18 protein-coding genes are annotated in these 16,667 nt (G+C 71.6%); 7 read left to right on the top strand and 11 right to left on the bottom strand.

The genetic code is table 11. The annotated features are described in order from the left end of the window. The first annotated feature begins 36 nt into the window (after window positions 1-36). Together ACIA8R_RS21390 and ACIA8R_RS21395 are read left to right on the top strand one after the other, a co-directional pair. Window positions 37-1,317 (top strand): ABC transporter substrate-binding protein, encoded by a 1,281-nt coding sequence (locus tag ACIA8R_RS21390; protein WP_397039946.1) that lies wholly within the window; start codon window positions 37-39, stop codon window positions 1,315-1,317. A gap of 10 nt (window positions 1,318-1,327) precedes the next feature. After that, window positions 1,328-2,632 (top strand): Gfo/Idh/MocA family protein, encoded by a 1,305-nt coding sequence (locus ACIA8R_RS21395; RefSeq protein ID WP_397039948.1) that lies wholly within the window; start codon window positions 1,328-1,330, stop codon window positions 2,630-2,632. 76 nt (window positions 2,633-2,708) lie between these two features. Here ACIA8R_RS21395 and ACIA8R_RS21400 read toward each other — a convergent pair whose 3' ends face one another. The 7 genes from ACIA8R_RS21400 to ACIA8R_RS21430 form a co-directional block, all read right to left on the bottom strand. Beyond that, window positions 2,709-4,490, bottom strand: a complete 1,782-nt coding sequence (locus ACIA8R_RS21400) for an ABC transporter substrate-binding protein (protein WP_397039950.1) — start codon at window positions 4,488-4,490, stop codon at window positions 2,709-2,711. A 17-nt stretch (window positions 4,491-4,507) separates the two neighbouring features. Then, the gene (locus ACIA8R_RS21405) at window positions 4,508-4,771 is read right to left on the bottom strand and encodes a DUF2160 family membrane protein (RefSeq protein WP_364089556.1); all 264 of its coding nucleotides are present in this window, start codon (window positions 4,769-4,771) and stop codon (window positions 4,508-4,510) included. 11 nt (window positions 4,772-4,782) lie between these two features. Further along, window positions 4,783-5,535: a carbohydrate ABC transporter permease gene (locus tag ACIA8R_RS21410; RefSeq protein ID WP_357695409.1), complete on the bottom strand. Its 753-nt coding sequence runs from the start codon at window positions 5,533-5,535 to the stop codon at window positions 4,783-4,785. A 62-nt stretch (window positions 5,536-5,597) separates the two neighbouring features. Then, window positions 5,598-6,560, bottom strand: a complete 963-nt coding sequence (locus ACIA8R_RS21415) for a carbohydrate ABC transporter permease (RefSeq protein WP_397039952.1) — start codon at window positions 6,558-6,560, stop codon at window positions 5,598-5,600. Continuing rightward, on the bottom strand, window positions 6,557-7,672 hold the full coding sequence (locus ACIA8R_RS21420) for an ABC transporter ATP-binding protein (protein ID WP_364089315.1): 1,116 nt from the start codon (window positions 7,670-7,672) through the stop codon (window positions 6,557-6,559). Before ACIA8R_RS21420 ends, ACIA8R_RS21415 begins: the two co-directional genes overlap by 4 nt. Then, window positions 7,665-8,756: an ABC transporter ATP-binding protein gene (locus ACIA8R_RS21425; protein ID WP_397039954.1), complete on the bottom strand. Its 1,092-nt coding sequence runs from the start codon at window positions 8,754-8,756 to the stop codon at window positions 7,665-7,667. Before ACIA8R_RS21425 ends, ACIA8R_RS21420 begins: the two co-directional genes overlap by 8 nt. 116 nt (window positions 8,757-8,872) lie before the next feature. Then, complete coding sequence (locus ACIA8R_RS21430) at window positions 8,873-9,301, bottom strand: MarR family transcriptional regulator (protein ID WP_357694841.1); 429 nt, start codon at window positions 9,299-9,301, stop codon at window positions 8,873-8,875. Between the two features lie 64 nt (window positions 9,302-9,365). On the opposite strand from ACIA8R_RS21430, the gene ACIA8R_RS21435 reads away from it, so the two are divergent. Next, window positions 9,366-9,755, top strand: coding sequence for a VOC family protein (locus ACIA8R_RS21435; RefSeq protein ID WP_397039957.1), 390 nt, complete (start codon window positions 9,366-9,368; stop codon window positions 9,753-9,755). Window positions 9,756-9,775: 20 nt separating this feature from the next. Here the strand turns inward: ACIA8R_RS21435 and ACIA8R_RS21440 are convergent, their stop codons facing one another. Next, a complete protein-coding gene (locus ACIA8R_RS21440; protein ID WP_397040307.1) occupies window positions 9,776-10,558 on the bottom strand; it encodes an SDR family NAD(P)-dependent oxidoreductase in 783 nt (260 codons plus the stop codon). 106 nt (window positions 10,559-10,664) lie between these two features. Between ACIA8R_RS21440 and ACIA8R_RS21445 the strand changes: the two genes are divergently transcribed. Then, the gene (locus ACIA8R_RS21445; protein ID WP_397039959.1) at window positions 10,665-12,239 is read left to right on the top strand and encodes a DUF4434 domain-containing protein; all 1,575 of its coding nucleotides are present in this window, start codon (window positions 10,665-10,667) and stop codon (window positions 12,237-12,239) included. Here ACIA8R_RS21445 and ACIA8R_RS21450 read toward each other — a convergent pair. Beyond that, entirely contained in the window at window positions 12,236-12,883 is a 648-nt protein-coding gene (locus ACIA8R_RS21450; protein ID WP_397039960.1) for a TetR/AcrR family transcriptional regulator, read from the bottom strand. The genes ACIA8R_RS21445 and ACIA8R_RS21450 overlap by 4 nt on opposite strands. 83 nt (window positions 12,884-12,966) lie before the next feature. On the opposite strand from ACIA8R_RS21450, the gene ACIA8R_RS21455 reads away from it, so the two are divergent. Together ACIA8R_RS21455 and ACIA8R_RS21460 are read left to right on the top strand one after the other, a co-directional pair. After that, on the top strand, window positions 12,967-13,395 hold the full coding sequence (locus tag ACIA8R_RS21455; protein WP_397039962.1) for a hypothetical protein: 429 nt from the start codon (window positions 12,967-12,969) through the stop codon (window positions 13,393-13,395). After that, on the top strand, window positions 13,392-13,928 hold the full coding sequence (locus tag ACIA8R_RS21460; RefSeq protein WP_357694851.1) for a nitroreductase/quinone reductase family protein: 537 nt from the start codon (window positions 13,392-13,394) through the stop codon (window positions 13,926-13,928). The genes ACIA8R_RS21455 and ACIA8R_RS21460 overlap by 4 nt, the downstream gene beginning before the upstream one ends. Here ACIA8R_RS21460 and ACIA8R_RS21465 read toward each other — a convergent pair. Then, window positions 13,914-14,795 (bottom strand): arginase family protein, encoded by an 882-nt coding sequence (locus ACIA8R_RS21465; protein ID WP_397039964.1) that lies wholly within the window; start codon window positions 14,793-14,795, stop codon window positions 13,914-13,916. The two genes, ACIA8R_RS21460 and ACIA8R_RS21465, sit on opposite strands and share 15 nt — an antisense overlap. A gap of 28 nt (window positions 14,796-14,823) precedes the next feature. Between ACIA8R_RS21465 and ACIA8R_RS21470 the strand changes: the two genes are divergently transcribed. Beyond that, window positions 14,824-15,381 carry a CGNR zinc finger domain-containing protein gene (locus tag ACIA8R_RS21470; RefSeq protein ID WP_364089289.1) on the top strand — a complete coding sequence of 186 codons (558 nt, stop codon included), beginning with the start codon at window positions 14,824-14,826 and terminating at the stop codon, window positions 15,379-15,381. Window positions 15,382-15,400: 19 nt separating this feature from the next. On the opposite strand, the gene efeB is transcribed toward ACIA8R_RS21470, so the two are convergent. Further along, complete coding sequence (gene efeB / locus ACIA8R_RS21475) at window positions 15,401-16,663, bottom strand: iron uptake transporter deferrochelatase/peroxidase subunit (protein WP_397039965.1); 1,263 nt, start codon at window positions 16,661-16,663, stop codon at window positions 15,401-15,403. Window positions 16,664-16,667 lie beyond the last annotated feature (4 nt).

Raw genomic sequence — 16,667 nt, forward strand, 5'->3', positions numbered from 1 at the left:
CCCCCGACACAGAGAAATCCCACAGGAGGTAGAGCCGTGAGCTCTGGCAAGAAGATGTGGTCGGCGGCCCTGCTCGCCACCGCTGTGCTGGCGGTCACCGCGGCCTGCGGCAGCGGCGGCGACGAGGGCGCCGGCGGGAAGGTCAAGCTGCGCTTCTCCTACTGGGGCAGCGACGCTCGGCAGAAGATGACCGAGGAGGCCATCAAGAAGTTCGAGGCCAAGAACCCGGGCATCGACGTCGAGGGCGAGTTCTCCGACTTCGCCAGCTACTACGAGACGCTGTCCACGAAGGTGGCCGCCAGCGACGCCCCGGACGTCATCACGCTGGAGATCCGCGGCCTGCGCGAGTACGCCGACCGCGGCACGCTGGCCGACCTGACCGGCAAGGTCCAGATCGGCGACATCGACCCCAAGCTGCTCGGCACCGGCAACATCGACGGCAAGCAGTTCGCCGTCCCCACCGGCGCGAACGTCTTCTCGGTGGTGCTCAACCCGTCCGTGGTGGAGGCGGCCGGGGAGAAGGTGCCCGACGACACCAAGTGGACCTGGCAGGACTACGTCGACCTCAGTTCGAAGATCACCGCCAAGGGCGGCGGCACGGTCTACGGCACCCAGCTCAACTGGAACCCCGCCTTCCTGCAGATCTTCGCCGCCCAGCGCGGCGAGCCCTTCTACCAGGGCAACAAGATCGCCGTCACGCCCGGGACGATCGTGGCCTGGTGGCAGGTCATGCTGGACACGATCAAGGCCAAGGGCAGCCCCGACGCCGCCAAGACCGCCGAGGTCGGCGCGACCAGCGTGGACCAGTCGCTGCTGGCCACCAACACCGGCGCGTCCGGCATGTGGTGGAGCAACCAGCTCGGCGCGGTCGTCAAGGCGTCGGGCAAGGAGATGAGCCTGCTGCGCCTGCCCAAGGCGGAGGGCGCCGGCAGCGGCGGCATGTTCCTCCAGCCGGCGATGTTCTACACCGCCTCCGCCAAGAGCGAGCACGCCGCCGAGGCCGCCAAGTTCATCGACTTCATGATCAACGATGCCGAGGTCGGCGGGATCATCCTCAGCGACCGCGGCCTGCCCGCCAGCTCGAAGGTCCTGGCCGCGGTCAAGGACAAGCTGCCGCCCGCGGACCAGAAGACGCTGGAGTTCGTCGACTCCATCAAGGGCGAGCTGTCCGACCCGCCCGCCGCGCCGCCGAAGGGCGCCAGCGCCCTGGAGGACATGCTCAAGCGGTACACCGAAGAGGTCATCTTCGGCCAGATGGCGCCCGACGCCGCCGCCCAGAAGTTCCTGACCGAGGCCAACGCCGCCCTCGGCGGCTGAGAGGACGACCATGAGGTACGCGTTCGTCGGGCTCGGGCACCGCGCGCAGCTGTACGTCGACGCCCTGCTCGGTGAGTGGCGCGACACCGGCACCGTCGTCGCCCTGTGCGACGGCAACCGGACCCGCATGGACTACTACGTCGAGCGGATCGGCCACGAGGTGCCCTGCTTCGCCCCCGCCGAGTTCGGCAAGGTGCTCGAACTCGCCGACGCGGTCGTGGTCGCGACCGTGGACGCCGCGCACGCCCGGTACGTGTGCGCGGCCCTGGACGCCGGCCGCGACGTCATCGTGGAGAAACCGCTCACCGTGGACGCCGAGAGCTGCGCGGCCATCGCCGAGTCGGCCCGGCGCAGCACCGGCAGGCTGATCGTCACCTTCAACTACCGGTACTCGCCGCGCAACTCGGCCGTGCGCCGCCTGCTCATGGACGGCGCCGTCGGCGAGGTGACGTCCGTGCACTTCGAGTGGACGCTCGACACCATCCACGGCGCGGACTACTTCCGCCGCTGGCACCGCGACCGGGGCAGCTCGGGCGGCCTGCTCGTGCACAAGTCCACCCACCACTTCGACCTGGTCAACTGGTGGCTCGGGGCGGCGCCGGAGACCGTCTTCGCGCAGACGTCGCTGCGGTTCTACGGCTCGGCCAACGCGCGGTCGCGGGGGCTGGCCGACCGTCCCGAACGCGGCCAGGGCGCGCCCGGCCTCGGCAGCGACCCGTTCATCCTGGACATCTCCGCCGATCCCCGGCTCAAGCGCCTCTACCTGGACGCCGAGCACGAGGACGGCTACGTCCGGGACCAGGACGTCTTCGGCGACGGCGTCACCATCGACGACAACATGGCGGTCCTGGTCCGGTACGACAGCGGGGCGCTGCTGACGTACTCGCTGAACGCCCACGCGCCCTTCGAGGGTTACCGGGTGGCGTTCAACGGGACGGCGGGACGGCTGGAGCTGGAGGTCGTCGAACGGGCGTGGACGCCGCCGCACGCGGCGATCGACCCGAGCGCCGCGTCCAAGGAGCACGCCGCCGGGGCCTGGGAGCGGCTCACCCTGCGCCCCCACTGGGAGCAGCCCCGCGAGGTGCCGATCGAGTCGGGCGCGGGCGGGCACGGTGGGGGGCACGGTGGGGGGCACGGTGGCGGTGACCGGCTGCTGCTGGACGACGTGTTCCGCGGCCCGGCCGACGACCCGCTGGCCCGGCAGGCGGGCTACCGGGACGGCATCCGCAGCGTCCTGACCGGCGTCGCCGCCAACCTGTCGGCCGCGTCAGGCACCCCGGTACACCTGACGGACACCGGCACCCGCCTGGCCTGACGGCCCCACACCGGCCCCGCGCCAGTGCGGGGGTTGGCGCGGGGACGGGACGGTGCCGGGACGGTGCGGGGGCTGGTCAGCCGCCGGCCTTCCACTGGGCGATGAGCTTGTCGTAGTCGAGCGTGGCGGGCTTGCCGCGCTCGTCCGCCAGCTTCGGCGCGGGCGCGCCCGGCTGGTCGAACCAGTACTGGGCCGGACGCTCGGGGTTCAGCTTGGGCGCGCACTGGCCGCCGTAGCCCTGGCGCTCCCGCGACAGGCGTTCCAGCCGGGCCAGGATCTCGTCCTGCTGCCTGGCCAGATTGTCCATCGACTGCTGCGGGGTCGTCTCGCCGGTGACGGCGGTGGCCACGTTCTGCCACCAGAGCTGGGCGAGCTTGGGGTAGTCGGGCACGTTCGTGCCGGTCGGGGTCCACTGCTTGCGGGCGGGGGAGTTGTAGAACTCGATCAGGCCGCCGTACTTGGCCGCGTTGTCCTTGAAGTAGTCGCTCTTGATGTCGGAGTCGCGGATGAAGGTCAGCCCGGTGATCGACTTCTTCAGCGACACCGTCTTGGAGGTGACGAACTGGGCGTAGAGCCAGGCCGCGGCCCTGCGGTCCTTGGGGGTGTTGTTCAGCAGCGTCCACGAGCCGGCGTCCTGGTAGCCGAGCTTGTTGCCGTCCTTCCAGTAGGCGCCGTGCGGGCTGGGCGCGATGCGCCACTTGGGGGTGCCGTCGTCGTTGACGACCGGCAGGCCCTTCTTGGTCATGTCGGCCGTGAACGTGGTGTACCAGAAGATCTGCTGGGCGATGTTCCCCTGGGCCGGGACCGGGCCCGCCTCGCTGAAGTTCATGCCCGCGGCCTCGCGGGGCGCGTACTTCTTCAGCCAGTCCACGTACTTGGTGAGGGCGTACACCGAGGCCGGGCCGTTGGTGTCGCCGCCGCGGGTGACCGACGAGCCGACCGGGCGGCAGTTCTCCACCCGGATGCCCCAGTCGTCCACCGGCAGGCCGTTGGGGATGCCGGGGTCGCCGTTGCCCGCCATGGACAGCCACGCGTCGGTGAAGCGCCAGCCCAGCGAGGGGTCCTTGCGGCCGTAGTCCATGTGGCCGTAGACCTTCTTGCCGTCGACGGTCCCGTCGCCGTTGACCTTGTTGCTGAAGAAGTCGGCGATGTCCTCGTAGGCCGCCCAGTTGACCGGCACGCCCAGGTCGTAGCCGTAGGCGTCCTTGAACTGCTTCTTGATCGCCGGGTCGGTGAACCAGTCGTAGCGGAACCAGTAGAGGTTCGCGAACTGCTGGTCGGGGAGCTGGTAGATCTTCTTGTCGGGGCCGGTGGTGAAGCTGATGCCGATGAAGTCGTTCAGGTCGAGGGTGGGGGAGGTGACGTTCCTGCCCTCTCCGGCCATGTAGTCCGACAGCGGGAACACGTACGTGCCGCGCGAGTGGGTGCCGATGAGGTCGGAGTCGTTGACGTAGGCGTCGTAGATGTTCTGGTCGCCCTGGATCTGCGTCTGGAGCTTCTCGATGACGTCGCCCTCCTGGATCAGGTCATGCTTGATCCTGATCCCGGTGATCTCGGTGAACGCCTTGGCCAGCTTCTGGGACTCGTACTCGTGGGTGGTGATCGTCTCGGACACCACGTTGATCTGCATGCCCCGGTACGGCGCCGCCGCCTTGATGAACCAGTCCATCTCCGCCAGTTGCTGATCCTTCGACAACGTGCTCGGCGTGAACTCCTCCGCCACCCAGCGCTGCGCCGCCGCCCTGCCGTCGGCCTCCTTGAAGTCGCTCCTCGGCTTCTCCTCGCCGCTCGTGCAACCGGCCACCACCAGGGCCAGCGCCGCCGCGACCGCCGCCGCAGCACCCATCGCATGCCTCATCGCCTGGCTCCTTCCTCTCAGCCCCACATCCCGATCACGACCACGACCAGCAGCGCGACGCCGAGCGCCGCCCACATGGACAGGTCGGTGACTGCAATCCACAGGGCCAGCACGACGGCCGCGCTGATCAGGCCGATGTACAGCCGGTCGCCCCGGTCGGTCTCGATGCGCAGGAACCCGCGCCGGGCCACGGGCGGGGAGATCCGGGCCCACACGGCCATCCCGCACAGCAGCAGCGCCAGCCCGGCGAACACCAGGGCCGTGGGGGCGGTCCACACCATCCACTGCACGGTCAGACCCTCCCCAGGGCGAACCCCTTGGCGATGTAGTTGCGCACGAACCAGATGACGACGGCCCCGGGGACGATCGTCAGCACGCCGGCCGCGGCCAGCAGCCCCCAGTCCACGCCCGCCGCACTCACCGTCCGCGTCATGGTGGCCGCGATGGGCTTGGCGTCCACGGACGTGATCGTCCTGGCGATCAGCAGCTCCACCCAGCTGAACATGAAGCAGAAGAACGCGGTGACGCCGAGCGCGGACCGGATCATCGGCAGGAAGATCCGGACGAAGAAGCGCGGCAGCGAGTACCCGTCGATCGCCGCGGTCTCGTCGATCTCCCGCGGGATCCCCGACATGAAGCCTTCGAGGATCCAGACCGCCAGCGGCACGTTGAAGAGCATGTGCGCGATCGCCACGCCCAGATGCGTGTCGAACAGCCCGACCGCCTGGTAGATCTGGAAGAACGGCAGCAGGAACACCGCGGGCGGCGCCATCCGGTTCGTCAGCAGCCAGAAGAACAGGTGCTTGTCCCCGGCGAAGCGGAACCGCGAGAACGCGTACGCCGCCGGCAGCGCCACCACCAGCGACATGACCGCGTTCATCGAGGTGTAGACGATCGAGTTCAGGTAGCTCGAATACCACGACGGATCGGTGAAGAACGTGGCGTAGTTGTCGAAGGTCACGCGCTGCGGGATCAGCGAGAAGCTGCCCAGGATGTCCTCGTTCGGGCGGATGGACATGCCGAACATCCACAGCAGCGGCAACATCAGCGTGGCGGCGTACAGCCAGAAGACCGTGCGCGCCCACGGCAGCCGGTGGCGCATCGGGCTCACCTCCCCGCCCTGGTCAGCACGGTGAAGAAGACGTAACAGGCGACCTGGACGAGCAGGAAGTACAGCAGCGAGAACGCGCCCGCCGGGCCCAGGTCGAACTGGCCGACGGCGATCTTCGACAGCAGGATGCTCAGGAACGAGGTCGCGTTCCCCGGCCCGCCGCCGGTCACCACGAACGGCTCCGTGTAGATCATGAAGCTGTCCATGAACCGCAGCAGGATCGCGATCGTCAGCACGCCGCGCAGCCGCGGGAGCTGGATGTGCCGGAACGTCGCCCACCCCGAGGCGCCGTCGATCTGCGCGGCCTGGAAGTACGGCTCCGGGATCGACCGCAGCCCCGCGTAGGCCAGCAGCGCCACCAGCGGCGTCCAGTGCCACACGTCCATGACCAGGACGGTGATCCAGGCGTCGGCCGAGTCGAGCGTGTAGTTGAAGTTGACGTGCAGCACGTTGTTGACCGCCCAGCCGCCGAGCCCGATGTCGCCGCGGGCGAAGATCTGCCAGATCGTGCCCACGACGTTCCACGGGATGAGCAGCGGCAGCGCCACCAGCACCAGCGCCACCGACACCCAGAACCCGCGGCGCGGCATGCACACGGCGATGACCACGCCGAGCGGGATCTCCACCAGCAGCACCTGGGCCGAGAACAGCAGCGTGCGCACGAGCGCCGCGCGCACCTCGGGGTCGCGGGCGATCTGCCGGAACCAGTCCAGGCCGACGAACACCCGGTCCACCGGGCTGAAGACGTCCTGGACGGAGAAGTTCACGACGGTCATCAGCGGGATCACGGCGGTGAAGGCCACCGACACCACGACCGGCAGCACCAGCAGCCAGGCCCGGTTGTCCCGCGGACGGGGATCGGCCCGCGACCCGGCGGCCTCGGCCGGGGGCGCGGGCGCGGCGTCCGGGACGACCTCGCCGGCTGTCTGGCCGCCCGCGACGGCGGTCCGGTCGGTCATGCCTGACCCCTTCCGTCCAGGGGTGCGAGCGAGCCGCACCTGACCTCGTCGCGGAACAGGAACGTGCGGTCCGCGGGGAAATGCAGGAACACGACCGTGCCCGGCGTCCAGGGGGAGCCGGCCTCGGTCCTGGCGATCAGCGGATGGCCGCCGATCTCGGCGCGCACCAGGTCGTGGGACCCCATGCGGTCGACCCCGGTCACCCTGCCCGCCGCGCCGGGGTTCCGCACCGGGCCGCCGACCTGGACGAACTCGGGCCGCACCCCGATCCGCACCGGCCCGGGCGGCAACCCACCCCCCATCGCGCCGGCCGCGCCCGCCGCGCCGACCGCCGAGGGGCCGATCCTGACCACGCCGTCGCCGCCGATCTCGGCGGGCAGCACGTTCATGCCGGGCGAGCCGATGAAGTGGCCGACGAACTCGTGCGCGGGCGACAGGAACAGCTCCGCCGGCTCCCCGGCCTGCACGATCCGGCCGTCGTTGAGGACGACCACCTCGTCGGCGAAGGTCAGCGCCTCGGTCTGGTCGTGGGTGACGTAGACGAGGGTGTGGCCGGTGTCGCGGTGGATCTCCTTGAGCTTGCTGCGCAGCGTCCACTTCAGCGCCGGGTCCACCACGGTCAGCGGCTCGTCGAGCAGCACGGCCGCCACCTGCTCGCGTACCAGGCCGCGGCCCAGGCTGACGATCTGCTTGCGGCCCGGGTCGAGCCGGCGCGCCCGGCGGCGCAGCACGTCGTCCAGGCCCAGCATGGCCGAGACCCGCAAAACGCGCCGGTGGACCTCCTCGGCCGGGACCTTCCGGTTGCGCAGCGGGAAGGCCAGGTTGCCGTAGACGGACATCTCCTCGTACAGGACGGGGAACTGGAAGACCTGGGCGATGTCGCGGCCGGCCGTGGGGACCCCGGTCACCTCGCGGTCGTCGAACCAGATCCGGCCCACGGTGGGTGTGAGCAGCCCCGAGATGATGTTGAGCAGCGTCGTCTTGCCGCAGCCGCTCGGCCCGAGCAGGGCGTAGGCCCTGGCGCCGCGCCACGTCCAGGTCGTCGGCCTGAGCGCCCAGGTGCGGCCGCCGTCGTAGCTGTGGCCCACGCCTTCCAGGCGGATGTCAGCCATGCGGGCCGGCCCCCGCCGCCGGGACCGCCGGTAATCGGCCGCCGGCCTCGTCGAACACGAAGATGTGCCGCGGGTCCACGTACGCGGTGGTCGGCTCGCCCGGGGCGAACTGCCGGGTGCCCGGCAGGTGGGCGACCAGGTGCCGCCGTCCGTCCAGCAGCAGGTGCAGGAACGTCGCGCCGCCGGTCACCTCGGCCAGCCTGATCTCGGCGGGCAGCTCCAGCGCGCCGGGGCCGGTCCTGGTGATCGTGACCTGGTGGGGGCGGATGCCCAGCACGACGTCGTGGCCCGAGGCGGGGACGGGTGGCGCGGGGAAGGACGTGCCCAGGACCTCGATCCGGCCGTTCCGTACCGTGCCGGGCAGCAGGTTGAGCGGCGGGTCGCTGAGCGTGGCCGCGACGTCGACCGTGGGCGGCTCGGCGTACATGGTGGCCGGGTCGCCGACGTGCCGCACCCGGCCCTCGCCGAGCACCACGGCGGGCGCGGCGAAGGTCAGGGCCTCGTTCGGGTCGGCCGTGGAGTACAGGACGACGCCAGGCGCGCCGGCGAACATGCGCTTGAGGTCCTCGCGCAACTGCTCGCGCAGCTTGAAGTCGAGGTTGGCCAGCGGCTCGTCGAGCAGCAGCACGTCCACGGGCCTGGCCAGCGCGCGGGCGATCGCCGTGCGCTGCTGCTGGCCGCCCGACAGCTCCGCGGGCCTGCGGTCCAGCAGGTCGCCGAGGCCCATGATCGCGGCCACCTCCCGCACCCGCCGGTCGATGTCGTCCTTCCGGTACGACCGGTCCAGCCGCAGCGGCGAGGCGATGTTCTGCCGGACGGTGAGGGACGGGTAATTGATGAATTGCTGATAGACGAAGGCGACCGAGCGCTTTCGCACGGAAATCGAGGTGACGTCATTTCCGTTGACCAGCACCCGCCCGGAATCAGGCGGCTGCAGCCCGGCGGCGACCCGCATGAGCGTGGTCTTTCCCGAGTTCATCGGGCCGACGAGAGTGGTCAGTCCGTTGGGTAGTTCCAGGTGGATGTCGTCGAGCCAGGTCTCCCCGCGCTGCCGTACGCGGACGCCATCGAGAATCAGCGTCACAATGCCCGGTCCTCTCTCCCGGAGCTTGCCCTCCATCTAACATGATCTGATTCTTTGTGCAAAGAGGGCAGTTGTTGTGGCTGTTGCTATTCAGTTGACGTGGGTTATGGAATTTGTCAAGGGGAGAAGAGTTTTGTGACGAGAATGTGGAGGTGGCGGCGCTCGGCGTCCGTCAGCGGGGCGAGGGTCTCGCGTTCGACGTCCGCCACCACCGCGCGGGCCCGTTCGAGGGTGTCGCGGCCGGCGGCGGTCAGCGAGATCCGGTAGCGGCGGCGGTCGGCGGGGTCGCGCTCCCGGGCGGCCAGGCCCTCGTTCATGAGCCCGTCCATCAGGCGCACCATGTCGCTCGGGTCGAGGCCCAGCCGGTCGCCGACCTCCCGCTGGGCGGCCGGGCCGAAGTCGTCGAGCGTGGCCAGCGCCGCGAACTCCCACAGGCTCAGCCCCGTGTCGGCGGTCAGCCGCGCGGCCAGGGCGCGCCGGTTGGCGACGCCGACCTTGTGCAGCACGAAGGTGGTCGTCCCGAGCAGGGTGGGTGGCAGTTCCATCTCATCCAGAAGTGTAGGTTGTTGCCAATAGTTGGTAGTTACCCACTAATATTGGAGGTCCAGGATGGACGCCCTCTACCCTCGGCTGCTGGTGCGCGACTTCCCGGCGAGCGTCGCCTTCTACCGGGCCGCCCTCGGCGTGGAGCCGGTCAAGGTGCTGCCGGAGGCCGCCTACGCCAACTGGGACATCGACGGCCAGGCCGGTCTGGTGCTCTTCGGCCGCGACCGCGTCGCCGAGGTCGTCGGCACCGCCGGGCTGCCTGCGTCGGCCGCCCAGGACACGGTGATGCTGGTGATGAAGGTCGACGACGTGGACGGCGAGACCGACCGGCTCGTCCGGCTCGGGGCCACGGTCGCCGCGCCGCCCCAGGACCGCCCCGCCTGGGGGCCCGGCCTGCGCACGGCCCACCTGCGTGACCCGGAGGGCAACCTGATCGAGCTCCAGTCGTACTGAGCGCGGGCGGGCGGCCGGGATCAGGGCAGGATGGCGTCCACGTAGCCGCCGTCCACGCGCAGGGCGCCGCCTGTGGTGGCCGAGGCGAGCGGCGAGCTGAGATAGACGACCATGTTGGCGATCTCCTCGGGCTCGATCAGCCGCTGGATGAGCGACTGCGGACGGTACTGGCGCATGAACGCCCGCTGCGCCTCCTCCCACGGCAGCTCCCGGTCCACGAGCTGGTAGACGAACTCCTCCACGCCGCTGGTGTGCGTGGGCCCGGCGATCACCGAGTTGACCGTCACCCCGCTCCCGGCGGCCTCCTTGGCGAACCCGCGCGAGACGGCCAGCAGCGCCGTCTTGCTCATGCCGTAGTGGATCATCTCGGCGGGCGTGACGACGGCCGAGTCGCTGGCGATGTACTGGATCCGGCCCCAGCCGCGCTCGATCATGCCCGGCAGGTAGGCGCGCGTCAGCCGCACCGCGGTCAGGACGTTGACCTCGAAGTACCGCCGCCACTCCGCGTCGTCGATCTCCATCGCGGGCCTGGCCCCGAAGATGCCCAGGTTGTTGACGAGGATGTCCACCCGCGGCAGCGAGCCGAGGATCCGCTGGAGCCCTTCGTCGGTGGAGACGTCGCCGGGCGCCGCCACCAGGTCGCCGTGGTTCATGCGCTCGATGGCGGCGGCCACCGAGCCCTCGCTGCGGCCGTTGACGCCGACCCGCGCGCCCGCTCCCGCCAGACCGGCCGCGATGGCCGCCCCGATGCCCTGGGTCGAGCCTGTGACCAGCGCTGTCTTCCCACTGAGGTCGATGCTCACCATGACTCCATTGTCCGTGCCGCCGCCCGGCCGCCCGGTGCCGGGGCACGTACGGCCGCGGATCGGGTAGGTGCCTACTGTGGTCGGTACGTCGAGGGGAGCACGGGTGCGCCGGTTACGGTGGCTGGTCGTGGTGGCGGTCCTGGCGGTCTTCGTCGCGGTCCCGGCCGGGGCGGGCGCGGGCGACGACGGGTGCCCGCCCAGGGACACGCGGGCGGACTCCCCGTACGCGATCACGGGCTACTGGGTCATGCCGCGGGCCGACGTGTGCGTGACGCGGCGGATGGTGGAGGCGATCCACTCGCTCGGCGGTGACACGCTCGTCACGTTCGGGCCCCGGTTCGAGGCCGGGCCGATGGAACCGGAGTTCGCCGCCTGCCGGGTGGACGGGCGGCCCTGCGCGCGGGTGCCGGGCAAGCGCGTCCGGCACGTGTACACGTACGTGACCAGCGAGGAGTTCGGGCGCTCGCTGCTGCGCTGTCCCGGCGTGGACCGCCGGATCGACGCCGGCGACCGCGTCTTCTACCGGGTGTCGCTGGCCGCGTCGTGCGCCGATCGCGTCCAGGACCTCGTGCTGGTCTCCACGGACGGCGACGGGGTCGGCAATCTGGTGGAGGAGGCGGCGGCGTACGGGATGAAGGTGTTCCCCGGGCTGCCCGCCGCGCCGCAGCGGCGCGGCAAGCCGTGGGAGCCGGACCTCGCGCACCTCGCCGCGCTGAACGCCTTCACCGCGCGGGTGCTGGCCGCCTACCGGGAGCGGTTCGGCGGGTCGTCGGCCTTCGGCGGGGTCTACCAGTCGTTCGAGCTGGCCATGCGCCAGCGGGGGCCGCGCGACCCCGTGCTCGCGCTGTACGCGGCCCAGCACGCGGTGGTCGCCGCCGCGCTGCCCGGCAGGAAGATCCTGGTCAGCCCCTACATCGACGCCCGCAGGGGGCGCGGATTCCCGCCCGGCCAGGTGCCCGGCGGGCTCGCCGACATCGCCGCCACCCGCGCGGGCGCCCCCATGGCCGTCGCCGTGCAGGACGGGCGGGGCACCGGCAAGGTCCCCGTGCACGGGATCGAGGACGGCGGTTCCATGGTCGCCCCCAGGCTGGTGCCGGTGGTCGGCCGGGTGCGCAACGCCGACGGCTACTACGGGCCCACCAGGGACTACATCGAGGCGGCGGCCCGGAGCGTGCCCGCCGGGGTCGAGCTGTGGGTGAACGTCGAGGGCTTCGAGCCCGCCCCGGTGGACGGCGAGTGCGGCCGGGTCGAGCCGTTGCCGTTCCGGGGACGTACCAGCAAGGCCCGGCTGGACCAGCAGATCATGGCGACCGGCGGGCTCGCCGCGAAGATCCTCTCCTACGGCTGGGACCCCTTCTTCACCTGCCAGGCGAGCCCGGCCACCCCTTCCCTGGCCGACGACATCGCCGACGGAAGGCGGCAGCCGATCATCGTGAACGCGTACCGGAAGGACCGGGACGGACGGCCCGGAATCGTGGTCGAGGGCTACAACCTGCGCGGCGGCACCCTGCGCTTCACCTCGCCCGGCGGACGCGAGGTCGGCGTCGCCCAGCAGTGGCACGGACCGGGCCGCCCCGAGTCGGCGTGGGCCCCCTACGTCCCGCCCGGCCCCTGGACCTCCGTCACCGCCACGAACGCCGCCGGACAGACCAGCACGAGCGGGTACGTGTTCCGCTAGGGCTCGCCGAAGCCGCGCAGCATGGCTTCGAGCGCGAAGACGAAGCGGGGGTCGGTGCCCGAGGACGGCTGGGCGCGCCGCGCCCGGGTGGCCTCGGCCAGCAGCGGGGTCTCCAGCAGGTCCGGTTCGGGGATGTCCCGCATCCCGTCGCCCGGAGCTGGTCCGCCGCCGGCGGCCAGGAGGGCGACGTGGCCGACGACGAATCCGGTCACGGCGTAGAGCATGTCCAGCGCGCGGTCCGGCGGCAGGCCCGCCGAGCGCAGCACGCGCAGCCCCTCCTCCATCAGGCGCAGGTTCTGGGGGGTGATCGCGGGCCGGCTGACCACCAGGGGCAGGACGTTCGGGTGCGCGAGCAGGACGCGCAGCAGCGTGTGGGCGTACTCGCGCAGGCCCTCCTGCCATGCGGCGGCCTCGGTCAGCAGCGGCGCGGCCTGCGTGACGAGCTGCTCGACCAGGCCGTCGAGCAGCTCGTCCTTGCTGCCTACGTGCTGGTAGAGGGACATGGCCTCGACGCCGAGCTCCTGGCCGATGCGGCGCATGGACAGCGCCTTCAGCCCTTCGCGGTCGGCCAGCGCCAGAGCCGCCCGCAGGATGGCCTGCCGGGTGAGGCCGGCGTTCTGGCCGCGGGTGCGCTTCGGGGACATGGTGCCCTTTCTCGATTCTTACCGCGTAAGTATAGTAGAAACATACGTTGTAAGAATGTTGTGCCGACGAAAGGACCTATGTCATGCCAGGGAAGTCGCGGGGCGCCCTCGCCCTGCTGTACGGCGGCGCCGCGCTCACGCTGCTCGTCACGCTCTTCGTGTTCGCCTACCGGTCCGGGCTGGCCGAACACCTCCGGACCGGCTACCCCGGGCTCGCCCCGGCGAAGATCGACGAGGGCGTCACCGCGTACACGGTGATCCTCGTCGTCATGGGGGCGCTCGGGCTGCTCGGCTGGCTCGTCACCGTCCTGGGGGCCCGCGCGGGCAAGGGGTGGGCCCGGTGGCTGGGGTCCGGGCTGTTCGTGGTGGCCCTGTGCCTCGTGCTGGCGGCGCTGACCGTCCGGGACACCAACGGCGAGGTCGGTCTCGTGCCGCTGCTGGGCTGGTCGCAGGTCCTTCCGCTGGTCCCGGGGCTCGCGGCGGTCGTGCTGTTGTGGAGGAGGGTGCGGTGACCCCGGCGTGGACGGGCGTCGTCCGGCGGCTGGCGGCGCTCAAACGCCTGATGTACCGGGGCGGGCGGCCCAACGCGCTCATGCGCGCGATGAACCGGCTCGACGCGCTGACGTACGCGTCCCGCTGGTTGCCGCTGCCTCAGGGGGCCGTGCTCCAGGTGGTGGGACGCCGTACCGGGGCCCGCACGTCGGTGCCCGTCGTGGTCGCGGGGTACGAGGGCGGCGAGTTCCTCGTGTCCATGCTGGGGCCGGAGGCGAACTGGGTGCGCAACGTCCGGGCCGCCGGTGGCCGGGCCGTGCTGCGCCGCCGCGGGCGGGGGGTGCCGATCAGGCTGGAGGAGGTGCCGGTCGAGCGCCGCCCCGAGATCCTGCGCCGCTACGCCGCCGTCGCGCCCGGCGCGCGCCCCCATCTCGGCCTCGGCCCGAAGGCGTCGCTGGACGGTTTCCGGCGGATCGCACCTCGCCATCCCGTCTTCCGCATCCTCAGGGCGGACGGCTCCGCCCCGGAAGGCCACGGGTCAGCTCAGGGCTGAGACGAGGATGTCGGTCAGGGTGGCCGCCTGGCTGCCGTCCTCGTCGAGGTCGGGGTCGAGGATGGTGATCTCGATCCCGGCCGCGCCGGGCAGCGCGACCAGCCCGCGGAGCAGGTCGGCGAGCTGCTCGCCGGTCAGGCCGCCGGGGGAGGGCGAGTCGACGGCCGACACCACGGACGGGTCGAGCACGTCGGCGTCCACGTGGATCCAGAAGCCGTCCAGGTCGTCGCGCACGAGCACGCGCTCGGCGGCCTCCAGGGGGATGTCGTTCCCGGCGACGAAGGCGATCCCGCTGCCGGCGATGTCCTGGACGTCCTCGTTGTCCCGGACGCCGAGCACGATGACGTCCTCGTCCCGGACGTACGGGCGCAGGCCGTCGATGTCGGCCAGGTAGTCGTCGCCGCGGCCGGTCACCAGGGCCAGGTCCTCCCCGGCCGCCGCGCCGACGTGCGGGGAGTTGCCGAGGTGGCGGAAGTCGGCGTGGGCGTCGAGGTAGGCCACCCCGTAGCGGCCGGTCCTGCGCAGGGCGAGGGCGGGGCCGAGCATGATCGAGCAGTCGCCGCCGAGCAGGACGGGGAACCCGCCGGACGCCCTGATCCCGGCCACGCGGTCGGCCAGCCGCCGGGTGTAGGCGGCGATCGCCTCGCCGTTGCGCACGCCGTCGCCGGGCTTCCAGGTGGCCACGTAGCGGGGCGGGATCAGCGTGCCCGCGTCGGCCGCGCCGAGCCGGGCGACCAGCCCGTTGTTCCGCAGCGCCCAGGGGGCCTTGTAGCAGCCGGGGATGACATCCTCGGCGAGTGGGCGCAGGCCCAGGTTCGAGGGCGCGTCGAGGATGGTCAGGTTTCTGTCAGGGGTTATAGTGCTCATAGTCGTGACAGTAGCAGGAGGGTGAGGGATGCGCCAGTTCATCGAGACGGGTCTCGTGGCCGTCGATCTGGCCAACACGTGGGACGAGTACCTGGACGATCCCGAACGATTGCCCGACGTGGCGGAGCTGCACCGCTTCTGTCGCGAACTGGGCGAACCGGTCGAGAACGACCAGGCGCCGCGCGGTCAGGGCGGGGTCGGGGAGGAGGACCTGCGGCAGGTCAGGGAGGTGCGGGGGCGGTTGCGGGCGGTGCTGGCCGCCGAGCCCGACGACCGGGCGCGGGTGCTGGCGGAGTGGGTGGCCGGGCTGCCCGCGCGGCCGGCGGTGACCGCGGCGGGCGGCGTGCCCCGGCTGCGGCTGGTCGCGCCGGACGGGGCGGCGCCGGCGGGACGGCTCGCCGTACGGGCCGTCACCGAGCTGCTGGAGATCGCCGCGTCCGGCGACTGGGAACGGCTGCGCCGCTGCGCGGCCACGCCGTGCACCGACGCCTTCATCGACCGCAGCCGGCCGGGCAAGCGGCAGTTCTGCTCGACCCGCTGCGCCAACCGCGCCCACGCCCAGGCCTCCCGCGCCCGCCACCGCTGACGGCGGGCGCCGGGCAAGGTCAGGCGAACAGGGTGCGCCCCCAGTAGTCGCCCGCGTCCTGGACGCCGGGAGGGCAGGCGAACAGGCCGCTGGAGACGTGCTTGATGTACTCGTTGAGCGCGTCGTGCCGGGCCAGGTTCATCTGCACGGGCACGAACTGCCTGCGCGGGTCGCGTTGGTAGGCGATGAAGAACAGCCCGGCGTCCAGGCGGCCGAGCCCGTCGGAGCCGTCCACGAAGTTGTAGCCGCGGCGCAGCAGGTGGGCGTTGCCGTTGCTGGTCGGGTGGGCCAGCCTGACGTGCGAGTTCTCCTTGATCATCGGCTGCCCGTCGGGGCCCTTGGCGGCGAGGTCCACGGCGTCGAACTCGGCCTTCTTGCCCAGCGGCGCGCCCTCGCCCTTGTCCCGGCCGAAGATCTGCTCCTGCTCGGCGAGCGGGGCGCGGTCCCAGGTCTCGACCGTCATGCGGATCTTCCTGGTGACCATGTACGTGCCGCCCGCCATCCAGGCGGTGCCGTCCGAGCCGGCGGCCCACAGGTGGTCGCGCAGCAGGTCGGCGTCCTCCAGCTTCATGTTGTTGGTGCCGTCCTTGAAGCCCATGAGGTTGCGCGGCGTGGCCTGGGCCCGCGAGGTGGACGACGTACGGCCGAAGCCGAGCTGCGACCAGCGCACCGAGACCTTGCCGAACCCGATCCTGGCCAGGTTGCGGATGGCGTGCACGGCCACCTGGGGGTCGTGCGCGCAGGCCTGGACGCAGATGTCCCCGCCCGAGATCTCCGGGATGAGCTGTTCGCCGGGGAACTTCGGCAGGTCGGCGAGGGCGGCCGGACGCTTGCCCGCCAGCCCGAACCGGTCGTCGAACAGCGACGGGCCGAACCCGATCGTCAGCGTGAGCCCCGAGGCGGGCAGGCCCAGCGCCTCGCCGGTGTCGTCGGGGGCCGCCTCGGCCGCCCCGCCCACCGCGCCGAACGCCCCGGCCTCCTTGCCCTGCGTCAGCCGGGCCGCCGCGGCCGTCCACTCCTGGAGCAGGTCGACCAGTTCGGCCTTCTTGTCGGTGATGACGTCGAAGGCGACGAAGTGCAGCCGGTCCTGGGCGGGCGTGACGACGCCCGCCTGATGCCCGCCGTAGAACGGGTACGGATCGGACGTAGAGGCGGCGTGCGCGACCGGCGGCTCCTCCAGCAGCGACCTGGTCGTCACCGCCCCGGCCCCGAGCACGGCCGCCCCCGCGGCCCCCAGCCCGAACAGCTTGCGGCGGCTCATCCGCCCGCCGGCCTGCGACATCGCC

This window comes from Nonomuraea sp. NPDC051191 (assembly GCF_044455665.1).
GTDB lineage: Bacteria > Actinomycetota > Actinomycetes > Streptosporangiales > Streptosporangiaceae > Nonomuraea.